Genomic DNA, 19,085 nt, shown 5'->3' with positions numbered 1-19,085 from the left:
GTTTATCCCTCGTTTGCTGCCCGGAAGCCATTTTCCAGGTCGGCAATTAAATCTTCACCATCTTCAATACCGGTCGAAATACGCAGGAGCGTTTCTGAAATCCCCGCTGCCGCACGTGCTTCAGGCGCCATGCCTGCGTGGGTCATCGTCGCGGCGTGCGAAATCAGACTTTCTACGCCCCCCAGCGATTCAGCCAGCGTAAATAGCGATAATCCGCTCAGAAAACGGCGCAATGTCTGCTCATCGCCCTCCAGCTCAAAGCTTAACATCGCGCCAAAACCTTTTTGCTGACGCGCAGCAATCTCGTGCCCCTGATTCTCCGCCAGAGACGGATGATACAGTTTTTTCACCAGCGGCTGGGTTTTCAGATAGTCGACAATCGCCAGCGCGTTGCGCTGCGCCACTTCCATACGCGGAGAGAGCGTACGTAAACCGCGCAGCAGCAGATAGCTATCGAACGCGCCGCCGGTGACACCGATGTTATTCGCCCACCATGCCAGTTCGGTGACAGTCTCCGGATCTTTGGCAATCACCACCCCAGCCACCACATCGGAGTGACCGTTGAGGTATTTGGTGCACGAATGCAGAACCAGATCGGCGCCCAGCGCCAGCGGGTTTTGCAACGCCGGGCTCAGGAAGGTGTTATCCACCACGCTCACCGCCCCCGCTTCACGAGCCAGCGCGCAGATTTTCGCAATATCCACCACCCGCAGCAACGGATTACTTGGACTTTCGACTAATACCAGCTTCGGTTTTTCCGCCAGCGCCGCGTTCAGCGCCTGCTCATCGTTCTGATCGACAAACAGTACGCGGTAGCAGCCGCGCTTCGCCAGGCTATCAAACAGGCGATAGCTGCCGCCGTAGCAATCGTGCGGGGCCACCAGCAGATCGCCCGGTTTCAGGAACACGGTCGTCACCAGCAGGATTGCCGACATGCCGGTATTGGTCAGCACGGCGCCCGCTCCACCTTCCAGCTCCGCCAGCGCGCGCTGCACCACATCACGGGTTGGGTTACCGCGACGGGAATAGTCGTGGGCACGGGGTTCGTTAAAGCCGGTGAAGTTATAGGTACTGGAAAGGTGAATCGGCGGGACAACGCAGCCGTACTGTTCGTCGTCATTTAAACCGCTACGCACTGCGATGGTGGCCTGTTTACGCGTCATTTGGGCAGTTCCTGGGCTGAATCGGTGAAAAGTCAGGCACCAGAGTAATCATTGTCACAATAGACGTCAATACATCTGGACATCTAAACTTCTTTGCGTATAGATTGAGCAAACAGCGAATAGCCGTTAAAATTATATGCATTAGCGCACATCGGCAGGGGCTTATCGGGTGTCAGAACGCCCCCTCTACGGTAAACTATGCGCAATTATGGTCCGGGTTCTCTACCCGTCATACAGGCAGCTTGCAGTATGACGGACAGATATTCAGGCCCTTAACTAATGACTAGAGGATTAAAGGTATCTCATGGCTGAATGGAGCGGCGAATATATCAGCCCATACGCTGAGCACGGTAAGAAGAGTGAGCAAGTAAAAAAAATTACGGTATCCATTCCTCTGAAGGTGTTGAAGATCCTCACCGATGAACGCACGCGTCGGCAGGTCAACAACCTGCGTCACGCCACCAATAGCGAACTGCTGTGTGAAGCGTTCCTGCATGCATTTACCGGTCAACCGTTACCGAACGATGAAGACCTGCGTAAAGAGCGCAGCGATGAGATTCCGGAAGCGGCGAAACAGATTATGCGCGAGATGGGTATCGACCCGGATACGTGGGAATACTAAGTCAATAAATAAAAAGGGCAGAAGCTTCCTTCTGCCCTTTTTTGTCTCTGTTCGGCCCTGGCTGCCGGGCAGCGTATGACGCCAGAAACAAAAAAAGCCGCCCTGAGGCGGCTTTTTCTTCCAGCAACTTACTTGCTGGTACCCGGTACGCTGAAGCGCTTGTTGAAGCGGTCAACGCGGCCACCGGTCGCAACATCACGCTGCTTGCCAGTGTAGAACGGGTGGCATTTACCGCACACGTCGAGGTTCAGGTCGTGACCTACGGTAGAACGGATTTTCATGACATTACCGCAAGAGCAAGAAGCAGTAATTTCTTCGTATTTCGGGTGAATATCTTTTTTCATGGGAGAACCTCAGTTAAGGCCGCGTCGCTCTTCCAGCCCTAACGCCAGACACCACGCGATGTTAATAATTTCCCGTCACCTTCCACGCTGCCGGCACAATGACCGCCGTGCGGAACTCTCGGGTAATAAGTATAGGTTTGATGTCGCACGAAGCACACCAAAGGCGGCGAATCATACAGAATTTAACCAGCATATGCAAACTGATCCGCGTGCCCTTATCACAATGTGTATACTAACCGGCCAGATTTCAAGTCAGGAAGATGACATGCCCGTTGCCCACGTTGCCCTGCCCGTTCCGCTGCCCCGCACCTTTGACTATGTGCTACCTGAAGGTATGTCCGTCAAAGCCGGCTGTCGCGTGCGGGTGCCGTTCGGCAAACAGGAGCGCATTGGGATTGTCACCGCTATCAGCGAGCGCAGCGAGCTGCCGCTGGATGAGCTAAAACCGGTGGTCGAAACGCTCGATGCCGAGCCGGTATTTTCTTCTGCCGTCTGGCGCCTGCTGCTGTGGGCGGCCGACTACTACCACCACCCTATCGGCGATGTGCTGTTCCACGCGCTACCGATCATGCTGCGCCAGGGTAAACCGGCCAGCGCGGCGCCGCAGTGGTACTGGTTCGCAACCGAACAGGGCCAGGCCGTCGACCTCAATAGCCTCAAACGCTCGCCTAAACAGCAGCAGGCGTTGGCCGCCCTACGCCAGGGGAAAATCTGGCGCCATCAGGTTGCGGAGCTGGAATTTAACGATGCGGCGCTGCAGGCGCTGCGCGGTAAAGGGCTTTGCGAGCTGGCAAGCGAAGCTCCGACCCTCACCGACTGGCGAACCCACTTTGCCATCCCCGGCGAACGGCTGCGCCTTAACACCGAACAGGCCACCGCCGTTGGGGCGATCCACAGCGCGTCCGACCGGTTTTCCACCTGGTTACTGGCAGGTATTACCGGTTCCGGAAAGACTGAGGTTTATCTCAGCGTGCTGGAAAACGTGCTGGCGCAAGGCCGCCAGGCGCTGGTGATGGTGCCGGAAATCGGCCTGACGCCACAAACTATCGCCCGTTTCCGCCAGCGGTTTAACGCCCCGGTTGAGGTCCTGCACTCCGGTCTTAACGATAGCGAGCGTCTCTCCGCCTGGCTGAAAGCCAAAAACGGCGAGGCGGCGATCGTCATCGGCACCCGCTCATCGCTGTTTACTCCGTTTAAAGATCTCGGGGTCATCGTGATCGATGAAGAGCACGACAGCTCCTATAAGCAGCAGGAAGGCTGGCGCTACCATGCCCGCGACCTGGCGGTCTGGCGCGCTCACAGCGAGCAAATTCCGATTATTCTGGGCTCGGCAACTCCGGCGCTGGAGACCTTATACAACGTTCGTCAGGGAAAATATCGCCAGCTGAAGTTAACGAAACGCGCGGGTAACGCCCGTCCGGCCCAGCAGCACGTGCTGGATTTAAAGGGGCAGCAGCTACAGGCGGGTCTCTCTCCGGCGCTGATTGCCCGCATGCGCCAGCACTTGCAGGCCGATAATCAGGTGATTCTGTTTTTGAACCGTCGCGGCTTCGCCCCGGCGCTGCTGTGCCATGACTGCGGCTGGATCGCCGAATGCCCGCGCTGCGACAGCTACTACACCCTGCATCAGGCGCAGCATCATCTGCGGTGCCACCACTGCGACAGCCAGCGCCCGATTCCGCGTCAGTGCCCCTCCTGCGGCTCGACGCATCTGGTGCCGGTCGGGCTGGGGACCGAGCAACTGGAGCAGGCGCTGGCGCCGCTGTTCCCCGGCGTGCCGATCTCACGCGTCGACCGGGATACCACCAGCCGTAAAGGCGCACTCGAACAGCACCTCAGCGATATCCATCGCGGCGGGGCGCGCATTCTGATCGGCACGCAGATGCTGGCAAAAGGCCACCACTTCCCGGACGTCACCCTGGTTTCGCTACTGGATGTCGACGGCGCGCTGTTTTCCGCCGATTTCCGTTCGGCGGAGCGCTTCGCCCAGCTCTATACCCAGGTCTCTGGCCGCGCCGGCCGCGCCGGTAAGCAGGGCGAAGTGATTCTGCAAACCCATCACCCGGAACATCCGCTGCTGCAAACCCTGCTGTACAAAGGCTACGACGCCTTTGCCGAACAGGCGCTGGCGGAACGACAGACCATGCAGCTACCGCCGTGGACCAGCCATGTCCTGATTCGCGCCGAAGATCATACCAACCAGCAGGCGCCGCTGTTCTTACAGCAATTGCGTAATTTATTGCAGGCCAGCCCGCTGGCCGATGACAAACTGTGGGTTCTTGGCCCGGTTCCGGCGCTGGCCCCCAAACGCGGCGGCCGCTGGCGCTGGCAGATCCTGCTGCAACATCCGTCACGCGTTCGCTTACAGCATATCGTCAGCGGTACGCTGGCGCTGATTAATACGCTGCCGGAAGCGCGCAAGGTAAAATGGGTTCTCGACGTCGATCCTATTGAAGGTTAAGCCTTCTCTTGCGAGACGGATCGAAAAAATTCAACAACCATCACGTTTTTTATGAAAATTCTGTAACTCTCTACATCGACTATCTGCTAAAAATGTTGCTGATGTCAGATCGCAAGGGATGTGTCTGCGCCAGTCAGCGAGGAGAAAACAGGTGAAGCCCAAAAAACAGGTGGTTGCCGCCACGATGAAAGACGTTGCCCTGAAGGCAAACGTTTCAACGGCAACCGTGTCCCGAGCGTTAATGAATCCCGATAAGGTTTCGCAGACCACCCGTAACCGCGTGGAACAGGCGGCGCTTGAAGTCGGTTATTTACCGCAGTCGCTCGGGCGCAATATGAAACGCAACGAGTCGCGTACGATTCTGGTCATCGTGCCGGATATTTGCGATCCCTTTTTCAGCGAGATTATCCGGGGTATCGAAATCACCGCTGCGGAACAGGGGTATCTGGTACTGATCGGCGACTGCGCCCATCAGAACCGGCAGGAAAAAACCTTTATCGACCTGATAATTACCAAGCAGATCGACGGGATGCTGCTGTTAGGCTCCCGTCTGCCGTTCGACGCCGGTGTGGAAGAGCAGCGCAATCTCCCGCCGATGGTGATGGCGAATGAATTTGCGCCTGAGCTTGAGCTACCGACGGTGCATATCGATAACCTCACCGCCGCGTTCAATGCCGTGAACTATCTGCACGAACTCGGGCACCAGCGCATTGGCTGTATCGCCGGTCCGGAAGAGATGCCGCTCTGCCATTACCGCCTCCAGGGTTACGTGCAGGCGCTGCGCCGCAGCGGGATAACCATTGACCCCCACTATATTGCGCGCGGTAATTTTACCTACGAGGCCGGGGCCAACGCCCTGGAACAGCTTCTGGCGCTCCCGGTGCCGCCGACCGCGGTATTCTGCCACAGCGATATTATGGCGCTGGGTGCCCTGTCGTTGGCAAAACGCCGCGGCCTGAAAGTGCCTGACGACCTGTCTATTGTGGGTTTCGATAATATCTCTTTGTCTGAATTTTGCGATCCGCCATTGACGACCGTTGCACAACCGCGCTTTGATATTGGCCGCGAAGCGATGCTGCTATTACTGGACCAGCTCCACGGTCATAATGTGAACAGCGGTTCACGATTGCTGGACTGCGAACTGATCGTACGCGGTAGTACACGCAAAATCAGAACATAACCATCAGGCTTTCGGGCCTGCTCTTCTGGTCAAAGGCCCGCCGCTTAAGTAACATGGCGGACTGACGAACGAATAAAACAGCGAAACGATAGTGGCACAACGAGATTATGTACGCCGCAGCCAACCGGCTTCTTCGCGGCGCAAAAAGGGCAATACCCGCAGCTCAAGGAATAAACAAAGCAGCCTTCCGGCGGTTTCACCTACTATGGTTGCGATCGCGGCGGCAGTGCTGGTGGCCTTTATCGGTGGACTGTACTTCATCACGCACCATAAAAAAGAAGAAGCGGAAGCGCTGCAAAACCGTCAGGTGGCGGGTAACGGCCTGCCGCCAAAACCCGAAGAGCGCTGGCGCTATATCAAAGAGCTGGAAAGTCGCCAGCCTGGCGTCCGTGCGCCTACCGAACCCACGGCCGGCGGGGAAGTTATGAAGCCGGAACAGCTGACCAACGAACAGCGTCAGCTGCTGGCACAGATGCAGGCGGATATGCGCCAGCAGCCGACTCAGCTAACCGAAGTGCCGTGGAACGAACAAACGCCGGCTCAGCGCCAGCAGACGCTGCAGCGTCAGCGCCTCGCGGCGCAGCAGGTACAACAGCAGCAACAGGCCCAGCAGCAGGCAGCACCTGTCCAGCAGCCGCGCGCACAGCAGCGGGTTGCCGAGCAGCCGGTATCGCAGCCTAAGCCGGTACAACAGCCGAAACAAACCGCCTCGACGACGCAGCCGTATCAGGATCTGCTGCAGACGCCTGCGCATACTACCACGCAGCCGAAAACCCAGGCGGCCGCACCGGTCGCTCGCGTTGAAGAGGCGCCGAAAGCGCCTGTCGAGAAGAAAGACGATCGCAGTTGGATGATTCAATGCGGCTCCTTTAAAGGCGCCGAGCAGGCGGAAACCGTCCGCGCTCAGCTGGCATTTGAAGGATTTTCCTCACGCATCACCACTAACAATGGCTGGAATCGCGTGGTGATTGGGCCGCTGAAAGGCAAGGATAGCGCCAACGATATGATCACTCGTCTGAAAATGGCCGGACACGCAAACTGCATTCGTCTCGCCGCCAGGGGTTGAAACCCTAAAAATCCCCCCCATCTATAATTGCATTCTGCCCCGCGTCAGCCGCGGGGCCCCTATTCCGCTTTTGTAACCAAGGGGTCTGCTCGTGACAACAATAGTTAGTGTTCGCCGTAACGGCCATGTGGTTATTGCCGGTGATGGCCAGGCCACGCTGGGCAACACCGTCATGAAAGGTAACGTGAAAAAAGTCCGTCGTCTCTATAACGACAAAGTGATCGCTGGCTTCGCTGGCGGTACTGCCGACGCCTTCACGCTGTTCGAACTGTTTGAACGTAAACTGGAAATGCATCAGGGTCACCTGGTCAAAGCCGCCGTGGAGCTGGCGAAAGACTGGCGTACCGACCGCATGCTGCGCAAGCTGGAAGCCCTGCTGGCCGTCGCCGACGAAAATGCGTCGCTGATCATTACTGGTAACGGTGATGTGGTACAGCCTGAAAACGACCTGATTGCTATCGGCTCCGGTGGTCCCTACGCCCAGGCCGCTGCTCGCGCTCTGCTGGAAAATACCGATATGGGCGCTCGCGACATCGCAGAGAAAGCGTTGAATATTGCAGGCGATATCTGCATCTATACCAACCATTTCCACACCATCGAAGAATTAGCTTCTAAAGCGTAAGGATCTCCCATGTCTGAAATGACCCCACGCGAAATTGTCAGCGAACTGGACAAACATATTATCGGTCAGGACGCGGCGAAGCGTTCTGTCGCCATCGCGCTGCGTAACCGCTGGCGCCGTATGCAGCTGAATGAAGAGCTGCGCCATGAAGTCACGCCGAAAAACATTCTGATGATCGGCCCGACCGGCGTCGGTAAAACCGAAATCGCTCGCCGTCTGGCGAAGCTGGCCAACGCGCCGTTCATCAAAGTTGAAGCAACCAAATTCACCGAAGTGGGCTATGTGGGCAAGGAAGTGGATTCTATTATCCGCGATCTGACCGATGCGGCGATCAAAATGGTCCGCATGCAGTCCATCGATAAAAACCGCTATCGCGCGGAAGAGCTGGCGGAGGAGCGCATTCTGGATGTGCTGATCCCACCGGCAAAAAATAACTGGGGCCAGGCGGAGCAGACTCAGGAACCGTCCGCTGCGCGTCAGGCATTCCGTAAGAAACTACGCGAAGGTCAGCTCGACGATAAAGAGATCGAGATCGATCTCGCCGCTGCGCCGATGGGCGTTGAAATCATGTCCCCGCCGGGCATGGAAGAGATGACCAGCCAGCTGCAGTCGATGTTCCAGAATCTGGGCGGGCAGAAGCAAAAACCGCGTAAGCTGAAAATCAAAGATGCGATGAAGCTGCTGATCGAAGAAGAAGCGGCGAAGCTGGTCAACCCGGAAGAACTCAAGCAGGACGCCATCGATGCCGTTGAACAGCACGGTATTGTGTTTATCGACGAAATCGACAAAATCTGTAAGCGCGGCGGCAACAGCTCCGGCCCGGATGTATCCCGCGAAGGCGTTCAGCGCGACCTGCTGCCGCTGGTAGAGGGCTGCACCGTGTCGACCAAGCACGGGATGGTGAAAACCGACCACATCCTGTTTATCGCCTCCGGCGCGTTCCAGGTAGCGAGTCCGTCCGATCTGATCCCGGAACTGCAGGGCCGTCTGCCTATTCGCGTCGAGCTGAAAGCGCTGACGACGGAAGATTTCGAGCGCATCCTGACCGAGCCGAACGCCTCTATCACCGTCCAGTACAAAGCCCTGATGGCTACCGAAGGCGTTAACATCGAGTTTACGCAAGAGGGCATCAAGCGTATTGCTCAGGCGGCATGGCAGGTGAACGAAACCACCGAAAACATCGGCGCGCGTCGTCTGCACACCGTGCTGGAGCGTCTGATTGAAGACATCTCCTACGATGCCAGCGAAATGAATGGCCAGAGCATCACCATTGATGCTGAGTATGTCGGTAAACATCTGGATGTACTGGTGGCAGATGAAGATCTGAGCCGTTTTATCCTATAATCCGGTTCAATGTATTTTCATCACAATCGATGGGGCTATATAGCCCCATTTTTTTGGCCAGGAATTATGACTGAACAACCGATAAACCGAACCCAGGCCTGGCTGGAAAGCCTGCGGCCAAAAACGTTACCGCTGGCCTTCTCCGCCATTGTTGTCGGCACGGCGCTGGCGTGGCAGCAGGGGTACTTCGATCCCTGGGTAGCCCTGCTGGCGCTGGTTACCGCCGGCCTGCTGCAAATCTTATCCAATCTGGCCAATGATTACGGTGATGCGGTTAAGGGCAGCGATAAGCCCGATCGTCTCGGCCCGCTGCGCGGGATGCAAAAAGGGGCGATCACCCCGGCGCAGATGAAGCGCGCGCTGATCGTCACCGTGGTGCTGATTTGTCTTTCCGGGCTGGCGCTGCTGTTCTGCGCCTGGCAGACGATGGCCGATTTTATTGGCTTTATGGTGCTGGGGAGCTTATCGATAATCGCCGCCATTACCTATACCGTCGGCACTCGCCCCTATGGTTATATCGGCCTTGGCGATATCTCCGTGCTGGTGTTCTTCGGCTGGCTGAGCGTCGTCGGAAGCTGGTACCTGCAGGCCCACAGCATTGCCGCGACGATTTTCCTGCCCGCCACCGCCTGCGGTCTGTTAGCCGCAGCGGTGCTGAATATCAATAATCTGCGCGATATCGATAGCGACAGGGAGAACGGTAAAAATACCCTCGCCGTGCGTCTGGGGCCGCTTAACGCCCGCCGCTACCACAGCTGCCTGCTCATCGGCGCTCCGCTGTGTCTGGCGCTGTTTAATCTGATTTCTCTACATAACCCATGGGGTTGGCTGTTCCTGCTCGCCATGCCGCTGCTGGTGAAGCAGGCGCGATTTGTGCTGCGTGAACGCGCTCCCGTGGCGATGCGTCCAATGCTGGAACGTACGGTAAAAGCGGCGCTCCTGACCAACCTGCTGTTTGTCATTGGGATTATTTGCAGCAAGCTGGTGGGTTAACTGACAAATATCAATTAACAATTGATGATTTTGCCAACAATGCGATTCGCGAGATATACTAAAAACTCTCGCAGCAACTGAACGTTAAGCCTATGAAATACGATACTTCCGAGCTTTGTGACATCTACCAGGAAGATGTCAACGTAGTGGAACCTCTGTTCTCCAATTTTGGCGGACGGTCGTCGTTTGGTGGACAAATCATCACGGTGAAATGTTTCGAGGATAACGGGTTGCTATACGATATGCTCGAACAGAACGGCCGTGGTCACATCTTGCTGATCGACGGCGGGGGTTCCGTCCGACGTGCGTTGATTGACGCCGACCTGGCGCGTCTGGCCGTACAAAATGAGTGGGAAGGGATAGTGGTTTACGGCGCGGTTCGTCAGGTTGACGATCTCGAAGATCTGGATATCGGCATCCAGGCGCTGGCCGCCATCCCGGTGGGCGCCGCGGGCGAAGGCATCGGCGAAAGCGACGTACGCGTCAATTTCGGCGGCGTGACCTTCTTCTCCGGCGACCATCTGTATGCCGATAATACCGGGATTATCCTCTCCGAGGACGCGCTGGATATCGAATGACCCGCCCATGAAAAAAGGCCTTCTCTCTGAGAAGGCCTTTTTGTTGCCGTTGCGGCAGAATTAATACAGTTTCTTCGCGCAGTCCAGCCAGTCATTCTTGAATGGACGCTTCATGTTCTCGATAGCGTCGATGATGTCATGGTGCACCAGCTTCTCGTTCTGAATACCGACACAGCGGCCGCCAAAGCCCTGCTGCAGCAGTTCAATCGCGTAGGAACCCATGCGGGACGCCAGGATACGGTCATAAGGAACCGGAGAACCTCCGCGCTGAATGTGGCCCAGAACGGTCGCGCGGGTTTCGCGGCCGGTCTCTTTCTCAATGTAGTGCGCCAGCTCGTCCACATCGCACATGTGTTCGGTAATCGCCACGATGGCGTGTTTCTTACCTTTGGCGATGCCCGCTTTGATTTCGGCGACCAGATCGTCACGCGAGTATTCCACTTCCGGCACCATGATGAACTCACAACCGCCGGCAATCGCCGCGGCCAGGGTCAGGTCGCCGCAGTAACGGCCCATCACTTCCACCACAGAAATACGCTGGTGGGAAGAGGAGGTATCGCGCAGGCGGTCAATGGCCTCAACAACGGTGCTCAGAGCGGTGAAGAAACCGATGGTGTAGTCGGTGCCCTTAATGTCGTTATCGATGGTGCCGGGCAGGCCGATGCACGGGAAGCCCATTTCGGTCAGACGCATCGCCCCCATGTAGGAACCGTCGCCGCCGATAACAACCAGCGCATCCAGGCCGCGCTTTTTCATGTTCTCAAGCGCCACGGCGCGAATGTGCTCTTCGCGGAATTCCGGGAAGCGCGCTGAGCCCAGGAAGGTGCCGCCACGGTTGATCATATCGGAAACGCTATAGCGGTCGAGCTGAACCATGCGATCTTCATACAGGCCGAGGTAACCGTCATAGATTCCAAAAACTTCCAGACCTTCCGTTAATGCTGCGCGCACAACGCCACGAATTGCTGCGTTCATGCCCGGCGCATCACCGCCACTTGTCAATACACCGATTTTCTTAATCATGACTACCTCTGAACTTAGGAAGCAAAAAATAATCCTGTTGCCTGAAGCGCTCCTTCACCAGGAGTGCACGACGATAATTGCAATAGTATATCAAACGCTTCTGGCTGAATTGATTCAGGTCAGACCAAATGGCGGTAATTTATACAAAAAATGCCGATCCGCCCCACATTTTACATCGAGTTTACAGACTATAACCGAAAGCTCAAAAAACGCCCTGTCGCGCCAGCGGCACCACAGAACAGGGATCCTGATGGATAATCACATCAGAACCCGGGAAACGGTGCAGAATCGCCTGCTCCACCTGGTCGGCAATCACGTGCGCCTGCACCAGCGGGAGGTTATCTTCCATTTCCAGATGTATTTGAATAAAGCGAGTCGGCCCTGACTGCCGCGTCCGTAGATCGTGCGCCCCGCTGACGCCTGGCCACGCGGTCACGATATTGATAATGTCCTGACGCTCCTCATCAGGAAGTGCGCGGTCTAACAACGACTGAACGGCGTCGTAACCCATACGCAGCGCGCTATATAAAATATAGATGCCAATTCCAAGGGCAAACAGCGCGTCGGCGCGATGCCAACCATACCAGGAGAGGCCCAGCGCCACCAGAATTGCGCCGTTCATCATAACATCAGACTGATAATGAAGCATATCTGCTCGCACCGCCTGGCTTCGCGTTTTTCTCACCACCCAGCGTTGGAAAGTCACCAGCACCAGCGTGCTGGCCAGCGCAATCAGGGTCACAATCATGCCGATGCCCGCCGCCTGCATCGGCTCCGGCCGCGCCAGATGCTGGATGCCGGTCAAAAACAGGAACAGAGCCGACCCGGAGATAAACATACTTTGCGCCAGCGCGGCCAGCGATTCCGCCTTGCCGTGGCCAAAAGTATGTTCCTCATCAGCGGGTTGAAGCGAGTAACGCACCACCAGCAGGTTGGTTAACGAGGCGGCAATATCCACCAGCGAGTCCACAAGCGCCGCCAGAATACTCACCGATCCGGTATACCACCACGCAAAAATTTTAATCAAAAGTAACGCGGAGGCCATCACCGTCGCCGCAATGGCCGCACGACTGACCAGCCGCCCATAAGATTGATCCATAAACGCTCCTTTTCCGGCGATGCGCTTAGTATAACCCGAACTTTTGTTGCGACGGGGCGCAAGGGAGAAGTCGTTTAGCTGAATGACAGACAAAAAAAACCCCCTCATCATGAGGGGGGAAGACAGGGATGGTGTCTATGGCAAGGAAAACAGGGTTTACTACTGGGGTTGCACGGTATTGCTACTACTCGACAGCATGGTTGCTGAACCTTTTTGCATCCTTACAACCTCACGCAACTGATCCATTCGTTGCTGGTGTTTCGCATTGAGAACCGCTTGCTGCTCCGGCGTTAGCAGGTGATACATCTGGTTGCGGACCTTCGCCATTTCAATCTGGCGAGCAACCTGCTCCTGAGCCATCTTATCGGCCTGAGCGCGCACAGCGTTCTCATCAAAATTTTCTGCGGTGACAAGGCGATGCATTGCCTCCATTTCGCTAACATTAATGGGTTGCCGGTCATGGCGTGCCCGTTGCATAAGATCTCGTAACTGCTGTCGTTGCTGTTCGGTTAGACTTATGCCGTCAAACATATGACTCTGGCTGCTGCGCTGTGCCCCATCGTCTCCGGGGAGCCAGTTAACGCTGGTAACGACTTCAGCGGCCTGGCTATATGCACTTAGCGCCAGCGTTGAGGCCATGACGGCAGCAATAACATTGCGCATCACATACTCCCAAAACGTTTGTGTCGCGATTCAACGAGAGCCAGTCTACGATTCGGGCTGCAAACATGCGTCAGGGGGTGTAAAACAACGTAAAGTCATGGATTAGCGAGCCTTGATGACGTAATTTCTGCCTCGGAGGTATTTAAACAATGAATAAAATCCTGTTAGTTGATGATGACCGGGAGCTCACCTCCCTGTTAAAAGAGCTGCTCGATATGGAAGGATTTAACGTGCTCGTGGCCCATGACGGGGAACAGGCGCTGGCCCTTCTGGACGACAGCATCGATTTACTTTTACTTGATGTGATGATGCCGAAGAAAAACGGTATCGATACGCTTAAAGAGTTGCGTCAGACACACCAGACCCCGGTTATCATGCTAACTGCCCGCGGCAGCGAGCTGGATCGCGTTCTCGGCCTTGAGCTGGGCGCGGATGACTACTTACCTAAGCCGTTTAACGATCGTGAACTGGTGGCGCGCATACGCGCGATTCTGCGTCGTTCTCACTGGAGCGAGCAGCAACAAACCACCGAAGCCGGCTCACCGACGCTGGAAGTTGATGCGTTGAGCCTCAACCCAGGCCGTCAGGAAGCCAATTTTGACGGACAAACGCTGGAGCTGACCGGCACCGAGTTCACCCTGCTCTACCTGCTGGCGCAGCATCTTGGTCAGGTGGTGTCACGTGAACATCTGAGTCAGGAGGTGTTGGGCAAACGCCTGACGCCATTTGACCGCGCCATCGATATGCATATTTCCAACCTGCGGCGTAAGCTGCCGGAGCGTAAAGACGGTCATCCGTGGTTTAAAACCCTGCGCGGCCGTGGCTACCTGATGGTTTCAGCTTCATGATTGGAAGTTTAACCGCACGCATCTTCGCTATTTTCTGGCTCACGCTGGCGCTGGTGTTGATGCTGGTTCTGATGTTGCCCAAGCTGGATTCGCGCCAGATGACCGAACTCCTGGAAAGCGAGCAGCGCCAGGGCACCATGATCGAACAGCACGTCGAGGCCGAACTGGCGACCGATCCGCCAAATGACCTGATGTGGTGGCGGCGTCTGTTCCGCGCCATCGATAAGTGGGCCCCGCCGGGACAGCGTTTACTGCTGGTCACCAGCGAAGGGCGCGTTATCGGCGCAGAACGCAACGAAATGCAGATCATTCGTAACTTTATCGGCCAGGCCGATAATGCCGATCATCCGCAGAAAAAACGCTACGGGCGCCTGGAAATGGTCGGGCCGTTTTCCGTCAGGGATGGGGAAGATAATTACCAGCTCTATCTTATCCGCCCTGCCAGCACCTCCCAATCCGATTTTATCAACCTGCTGTTCGACCGCCCGTTACTGCTGCTGATTGTCACGATGCTGGTCAGTTCACCGCTGCTGCTGTGGCTCGCGTGGAGCTTGGCCAAGCCGGCGCGTAAGCTGAAAAATGCCGCCGATGAGGTCGCGCAAGGCAACCTGCGTCAGCATCCTGAGCTGGAAGCCGGCCCGCAGGAGTTTTTAGCCGCCGGGGCCAGTTTTAACCAGATGGTGACGGCGCTGGAGCGAATGATGACCGGCCAGCAGCGTTTGTTGTCCGATATTTCCCACGAACTGCGTACGCCGCTTACGCGCCTGCAGCTCGGCACCGCCTTGCTGCGCCGTCGCAGCGGCGAGAGCAAAGAGCTTGAGCGTATTGAGACGGAAGCCCACCGGCTGGACAGCATGATCAACGACCTGCTGGTGATGTCGCGCAACCAGGCGAACAACGCCCTGGTGAGCGAAACGGTGAAAGCCAATCAGCTATGGGGTGAAGTGCTGGATAACGCCGCATTCGAGGCTGAGCAGGTTGGCAAATCCTTCACCGTGGAGTATCCGCCGGGTCCCTGGCCGCTGTACGGCAACCCCAATGCGCTGGAAAGCGCGCTGGAGAATATCGTGCGCAACGCGCTGCGCTACTCGCATACCAAAATTTCGGTCAGTTTTTCGGTGGATAAAGACGGCATCACGGTTAACGTCGATGACGACGGTCCGGGCGTCAGCCCGGAGGATCGCGAGCAGATTTTCCGTCCGTTCTACCGTACCGACGAAGCGCGCGATCGCGAGTCTGGCGGCACCGGTCTGGGACTGGCGATTGTCGAAGCGGCGATTCAACAGCATCGCGGTTGGGTCAAAGCCGATGACAGCCCATTAGGCGGTTTACGCCTGACGATCTGGCTGCCGCTGTATAAGCGCACCTGATACGTTCATCCCCGGCTCGCGCTGCGCTTAGCCGGGCTACACGCGGTGAACTGCGCAACCCTCGTAGCCCGGATAAGGCGTTGGCGCCTGTGGGGAAATTATTCTCCCCACAGGCGGCGCGAAGCATCCTCGATTTTTCCGCTCAGACGTCGTTTCTGCATGGTCCGGGTCCAGCTCGCCGACAGTCCTGCCGCAGACAGCAGGCGATGATACTGCTCATCGTCGAACGGCAGGTGCCAGGCTATCGCCCCGGCTTCCTGAACGCTCACGTCGCTCACCCGGGAGACCCGTTCCAGCGGCGCATCGCTGGAGACCTGCCCGCCCGCCACCACGCGATACAGCCAGCCTGTTTGGCCATTGTTCTGCATCAGCTGCGCCATATCGCTGATGCCAAAATGGAAATTGAGTTTAAAACATGGCGATCGGGGCTGCGTAACCTGAATCAGCGCCTCGCCCCAGCGGAAGATATCGCCGATATTGACGTTTTTCTCGGTCAGCCCTTCGGTAGAAAGATTTTCGCCAAAGGCCGGGGAGCAGAACAGATCGGCCTGCTCGGGGAATTCGCGGATCCAGTCGGCATAGTGCTCGCGCGGGTAGTGGCACAGCGCGCGATCCGGCCCGCCATGAATTTTCTTTTCCGCCTGCTCATCGCCTTCCAGCCCAAGCTCGCCGAGGGTTAACTCGCCATCGACCTGAATTTTATCAATCGCGCTCGGGCGGCTGCCGGGATAGTCGCGGACGCGACCGATGTAGACATTTAGCGGATAGTGCATCTGCTGCTCCTTGTGCCGATACAAAAAAAGCGAGTCATCAGACTCGCTTCTCGTTCAGCACAATGCAACCTTATTTTTTGGCGGAAAAACGCGCTGCTGCTTCGTCCCAGTTAACCACGTTCCAGAACTCTTTGATGTAGTCCGGGCGACGGTTCTGGAATTTCAGGTAGTAAGCGTGTTCCCATACGTCCAGGCCCAGAATCGGGAAGCCGGAAACGCCAGAAATAGCTTCACCCATCAGCGGGGAGTCCTGGTTTGCGGTAGAAACCACGGCCAGTTTGTCGCCTTTCAGTACCAGCCACGCCCAGCCGGAACCGAAACGGGTCGCTGCCGCTTTTTCAAACTCAGCTTTGAAGTTATCAACGGAACCGAAATCACGTTCGATCGCGGCTTTCAGGTCACCCTGCAGGGTCGTGCCGGTTTTCAGGCCTTTCCAGAACAGGCTGTGGTTCGCGTGGCCGCCTGCGTTGTTACGCAGAACGCCTTTTTTGTCGGCCGGCAGCTGATCCAGTTTAGCGATCAGTTCTTCAACAGGCAGGCTGGCGAATTCTGGCAGGCTTTCCAGCGCCGCGTTGGCGTTGTTAACGTAGGCCTGGTGGTGTTTAGTGTGATGGATTTCCATCGTCTGCTTATCGAAGTGCGGTTCCAGGGCGTCATAAGCGTACGGCAGGGCTGGTAGTGTATAACTCATAATCCTCTCCATTATTGTCAAGCGGCAGGAAGTGTTAAGGCCGCGTAAGCAGTTGGTTCATTATAGTTAATTAAATGATATTGAAAACGCTTATCAATGCCGTATTTTTAATAAGGTTATAACTGCAAGGCATAGGCGCATTTTTGTGAGCTGGAACAAGTAATTAAGCCGTTGATTGCCAGGGTTCAACATCACATGGCAACAGCCTGAAGGTGAAAAAACTGACCGATTTTTACACTCATCGTGTCGGAAGAAGATTTATCCGATAAAAAAATAGATGAGGATAAAATCAATGAGTCACGCGATTACGATGGGTATTTTTTGGCATTTGATAGGTGCGGCCAGTGCAGCCTGTTTCTATGCCCCGTTCAAACAAGTTAAACAGTGGTCATGGGAAACCATGTGGTCTATCGGCGGGATTGTCTCCTGGCTGGTTCTTCCGTGGGCCATTAGCGCCATGCTGCTGCCCGATTTCTGGGCCTATTACCGCTCTTTCAACGCCTCCACGCTGCTGCCGGTATTTCTGTTTGGCGCCATGTGGGGGATCGGCAACATCAATTACGGCCTGACGATGCGCTACCTCGGTATGTCGATGGGGATCGGTATCGCGATTGGTATCACCTTGATTGTCGGCACCCTGATGACCCCGATTATCAACGGCCAGTTCGCGATATTAATTCACACCCAGGGCGGCCAGATGACCTTGCTCGGGGTGCTGGTGGCGGTGGTTGGCGTTGCCATCGTCACGCGGGCAGGCCAGCTGAAAGAGCGCAAAATGGGCATTAAAGCCGAAGATTTCAACCTGAAAAAAGGGCTGATGCTGGCGGTGATGTGCGGTGTTTTTTCCGCCGGCATGTCTTTTGCGATGAACGCCGCCCGGCCGATGCACGATGCCGCGGCAGCATTGGGCGTCGATCCGCTGTACACCGCCCTGCCCAGCTACGTGGTGATTATGGGCGGCGGCGCGCTGGTCAACCTTGGCTTTTGCTTTATTCGCCTGGCGAAAGTGAAAAGTCTGTCGCTCAGAGCCGACTTCTCGCTGGCCAAACCGCTGATCGTGGCCAACGTGCTGTTGTCGGCGCTTGGCGGCCTGATGTGGTACCTGCAGTTCTTCTTCTATGCCTGGGGTCACGCCAGCATTCCCGCGCAGTATGACTACATGAGCTGGATGCTGCATATGAGCTTCTATGTGCTGTGCGGCGGCCTGGTCGGGCTGGTGCTGAAGGAGTGGAACAACGCCGGCCGTCGGCCGGTCAGCGTGTTAAGCCTGGGCTGCGTGGTGATTATTATCGCCGCCAATATCGTCGGCCTCGGGATGGCGAACTAACCCTCCCAGGCGGCAACGCGGCTGCGTTGCCGCCACTGTCCGGGGGTCATGCCGATTTCCCGGTTGAACACCACGGAAAAGTAGTTGCTGTCTTCAAACCCGCACTGCATGGCGATTTCGCCAATCAAGCGCTCCGTATGCTGCAATAAATACTGCGCGTGGCAAATCCGCAGCTGCCGCAGATAGTGGTTAATCGTCATCCCGGTCTGCTGGCGAAACTGCTGGCGTAGCGCGCGTTCGCCGCACCCTTCCCGCAGACAAAAGCGGTCGAGGACAAAAGGCCGGTTCAGGCTGCCCGCCAGTTCGGTCAGCAGTTTATCGAGGAGCGTTTCGCTTTGGGTCGCCGCCAGGTTATCGGTGGCATAGCGGTGACGCTGGAGAACCAGCACCAGCTGCGCAAACAGCAGCTCGGCCATGTTATTCGCCTGCGCATCGCCGCGGGAGCTCTCCTGCTCGAGCTGGGTAATCACCTGGCGCACCTGGGTCATACCGGAGCTGCCGATCCGCCAGTGCGGGCTCCACGGCGTGCCAAACAGACCGGGAATATGAGCCGCCCAGTCAAAATTCAGCCGCAGCCGGTCCGGGCAATAAATCACGTTTTGCAGGACTAAATCGTTAACCGAAGCATAGGAGTGTTTATCTTCGGCGCGAATGTAGAACAGATCGCCACGGGTGATGCGCCAGGGACGATCGTTAAGGACGTGCAGGCCGTTTCCACGCCACACCAGCACCAGCTCACAGAACTCGTGGGTATGCTCGGCGAAGACATTTTGCGGGTAACGATCGGCGACCGCTACCGCCTGAGAAGGAGAAGCAAAAAACTCATCTTTGCGAAGAATCAGCTGACCGGCCACGACAAGAACTCCACCGCCAAAAAACATTTTATTATTGGCGTTCTTGCTGGCTAAAACGTTGACT

Annotated in this window: 19 protein-coding genes; 11 read left to right on the top strand and 8 right to left on the bottom strand. The window is 56.5% G+C overall.

The window, feature by feature from the left end:
• Positions 1-2 precede the first annotated feature (2 nt).
• A complete protein-coding gene (gene metB / locus EDF73_RS25925) occupies positions 3-1,163 on the bottom strand; it encodes a cystathionine gamma-synthase (protein ID WP_132731816.1) in 1,161 nt (386 codons plus the stop codon).
• Positions 1,164-1,467: 304 nt separating this feature from the next.
• Between metB and metJ the strand changes: the two genes are divergently transcribed.
• Complete coding sequence (gene metJ, locus EDF73_RS25920) at positions 1,468-1,785, top strand: met regulon transcriptional regulator MetJ (protein ID WP_004869405.1); 318 nt, start codon at positions 1,468-1,470, stop codon at positions 1,783-1,785.
• 128 nt (positions 1,786-1,913) lie between these two features.
• Here metJ and rpmE read toward each other — a convergent pair whose 3' ends face one another.
• The gene (rpmE, locus tag EDF73_RS25915) at positions 1,914-2,129 is read right to left on the bottom strand and encodes a 50S ribosomal protein L31 (RefSeq protein WP_004869403.1); all 216 of its coding nucleotides are present in this window, start codon (positions 2,127-2,129) and stop codon (positions 1,914-1,916) included.
• Between the two features lie 265 nt (positions 2,130-2,394).
• Here rpmE and priA point away from each other — a divergent pair, with 265 nt between their 5' ends.
• The 7 genes from priA (at position 2,395) to rraA (ending at position 10,373) form a co-directional block, all read left to right on the top strand.
• Entirely contained in the window at positions 2,395-4,590 is a 2,196-nt protein-coding gene (priA, locus tag EDF73_RS25910) for a primosomal protein N' (protein WP_132731815.1), read from the top strand.
• Between the two features lie 151 nt (positions 4,591-4,741).
• Positions 4,742-5,770, top strand: coding sequence for a DNA-binding transcriptional regulator CytR (gene cytR, locus EDF73_RS25905; protein WP_132731814.1), 1,029 nt, complete (start codon positions 4,742-4,744; stop codon positions 5,768-5,770).
• A 91-nt stretch (positions 5,771-5,861) separates the two neighbouring features.
• Positions 5,862-6,836: a cell division protein FtsN gene (ftsN, locus tag EDF73_RS25900; RefSeq protein ID WP_132731813.1), complete on the top strand. Its 975-nt coding sequence runs from the start codon at positions 5,862-5,864 to the stop codon at positions 6,834-6,836.
• A 91-nt stretch (positions 6,837-6,927) separates the two neighbouring features.
• A complete protein-coding gene (gene hslV / locus EDF73_RS25895; RefSeq protein WP_095105382.1) occupies positions 6,928-7,458 on the top strand; it encodes an ATP-dependent protease subunit HslV in 531 nt (176 codons plus the stop codon).
• Positions 7,459-7,467: 9 nt separating this feature from the next.
• Positions 7,468-8,802 carry an HslU--HslV peptidase ATPase subunit gene (hslU, locus tag EDF73_RS25890; protein ID WP_132731812.1) on the top strand — a complete coding sequence of 445 codons (1,335 nt, stop codon included), beginning with the start codon at positions 7,468-7,470 and terminating at the stop codon, positions 8,800-8,802.
• 66 nt (positions 8,803-8,868) lie between these two features.
• Entirely contained in the window at positions 8,869-9,795 is a 927-nt protein-coding gene (gene menA, locus EDF73_RS25885) for a 1,4-dihydroxy-2-naphthoate polyprenyltransferase (protein ID WP_132731811.1), read from the top strand.
• A gap of 92 nt (positions 9,796-9,887) precedes the next feature.
• Positions 9,888-10,373: a ribonuclease E activity regulator RraA gene (gene rraA, locus EDF73_RS25880; protein WP_004869382.1), complete on the top strand. Its 486-nt coding sequence runs from the start codon at positions 9,888-9,890 to the stop codon at positions 10,371-10,373.
• A 60-nt stretch (positions 10,374-10,433) separates the two neighbouring features.
• Here the strand turns inward: rraA and pfkA are convergent, their stop codons facing one another.
• The 3 genes from pfkA to cpxP form a co-directional block, all read right to left on the bottom strand.
• A complete protein-coding gene (gene pfkA, locus EDF73_RS25875) occupies positions 10,434-11,396 on the bottom strand; it encodes a 6-phosphofructokinase (protein WP_132731810.1) in 963 nt (320 codons plus the stop codon).
• 202 nt (positions 11,397-11,598) lie between these two features.
• Positions 11,599-12,495, bottom strand: a complete 897-nt coding sequence (gene fieF, locus EDF73_RS25870) for a CDF family cation-efflux transporter FieF (protein WP_132731809.1) — start codon at positions 12,493-12,495, stop codon at positions 11,599-11,601.
• 159 nt (positions 12,496-12,654) lie between these two features.
• A complete protein-coding gene (cpxP, locus tag EDF73_RS25865; RefSeq protein ID WP_132731808.1) occupies positions 12,655-13,158 on the bottom strand; it encodes a cell-envelope stress modulator CpxP in 504 nt (167 codons plus the stop codon).
• A 149-nt stretch (positions 13,159-13,307) separates the two neighbouring features.
• Here cpxP and cpxR point away from each other — a divergent pair, with 149 nt between their 5' ends.
• Both cpxR and cpxA read left to right on the top strand, forming a co-directional pair.
• Positions 13,308-14,006 carry an envelope stress response regulator transcription factor CpxR gene (cpxR, locus tag EDF73_RS25860; protein WP_004203671.1) on the top strand — a complete coding sequence of 233 codons (699 nt, stop codon included), beginning with the start codon at positions 13,308-13,310 and terminating at the stop codon, positions 14,004-14,006.
• Positions 14,003-15,376, top strand: coding sequence for an envelope stress sensor histidine kinase CpxA (gene cpxA, locus EDF73_RS25855; protein WP_004869367.1), 1,374 nt, complete (start codon positions 14,003-14,005; stop codon positions 15,374-15,376). Before cpxR ends, cpxA begins: the two co-directional genes overlap by 4 nt.
• A 98-nt stretch (positions 15,377-15,474) precedes the next feature.
• On the opposite strand, the gene yiiM is transcribed toward cpxA, so the two are convergent.
• Together yiiM and sodA are read right to left on the bottom strand one after the other, a co-directional pair.
• Positions 15,475-16,149 (bottom strand): 6-hydroxyaminopurine reductase, encoded by a 675-nt coding sequence (gene yiiM / locus EDF73_RS25850; RefSeq protein ID WP_132731807.1) that lies wholly within the window; start codon positions 16,147-16,149, stop codon positions 15,475-15,477.
• 70 nt (positions 16,150-16,219) lie between these two features.
• Positions 16,220-16,840 (bottom strand): superoxide dismutase [Mn], encoded by a 621-nt coding sequence (gene sodA, locus EDF73_RS25845; protein ID WP_132731806.1) that lies wholly within the window; start codon positions 16,838-16,840, stop codon positions 16,220-16,222.
• 292 nt (positions 16,841-17,132) lie between these two features.
• Between sodA and rhaT the strand changes: the two genes are divergently transcribed.
• Positions 17,133-18,167 carry an L-rhamnose/proton symporter RhaT gene (gene rhaT, locus EDF73_RS25840; RefSeq protein WP_132731805.1) on the top strand — a complete coding sequence of 345 codons (1,035 nt, stop codon included), beginning with the start codon at positions 17,133-17,135 and terminating at the stop codon, positions 18,165-18,167.
• Here rhaT and rhaR read toward each other — a convergent pair.
• Complete coding sequence (gene rhaR, locus EDF73_RS25835) at positions 18,164-19,021, bottom strand: HTH-type transcriptional activator RhaR (protein WP_207896694.1); 858 nt, start codon at positions 19,019-19,021, stop codon at positions 18,164-18,166. The two genes, rhaT and rhaR, sit on opposite strands and share 4 nt — an antisense overlap.
• Between the last annotated feature and the right edge of the window lie 64 nt (positions 19,022-19,085).

Source organism: Klebsiella sp. BIGb0138 (assembly GCF_004342285.1).
Classification (GTDB): Bacteria; Pseudomonadota; Gammaproteobacteria; order Enterobacterales; family Enterobacteriaceae; genus Klebsiella.
This window is presented reverse-complemented; position numbering and strand designations above follow the sequence as displayed.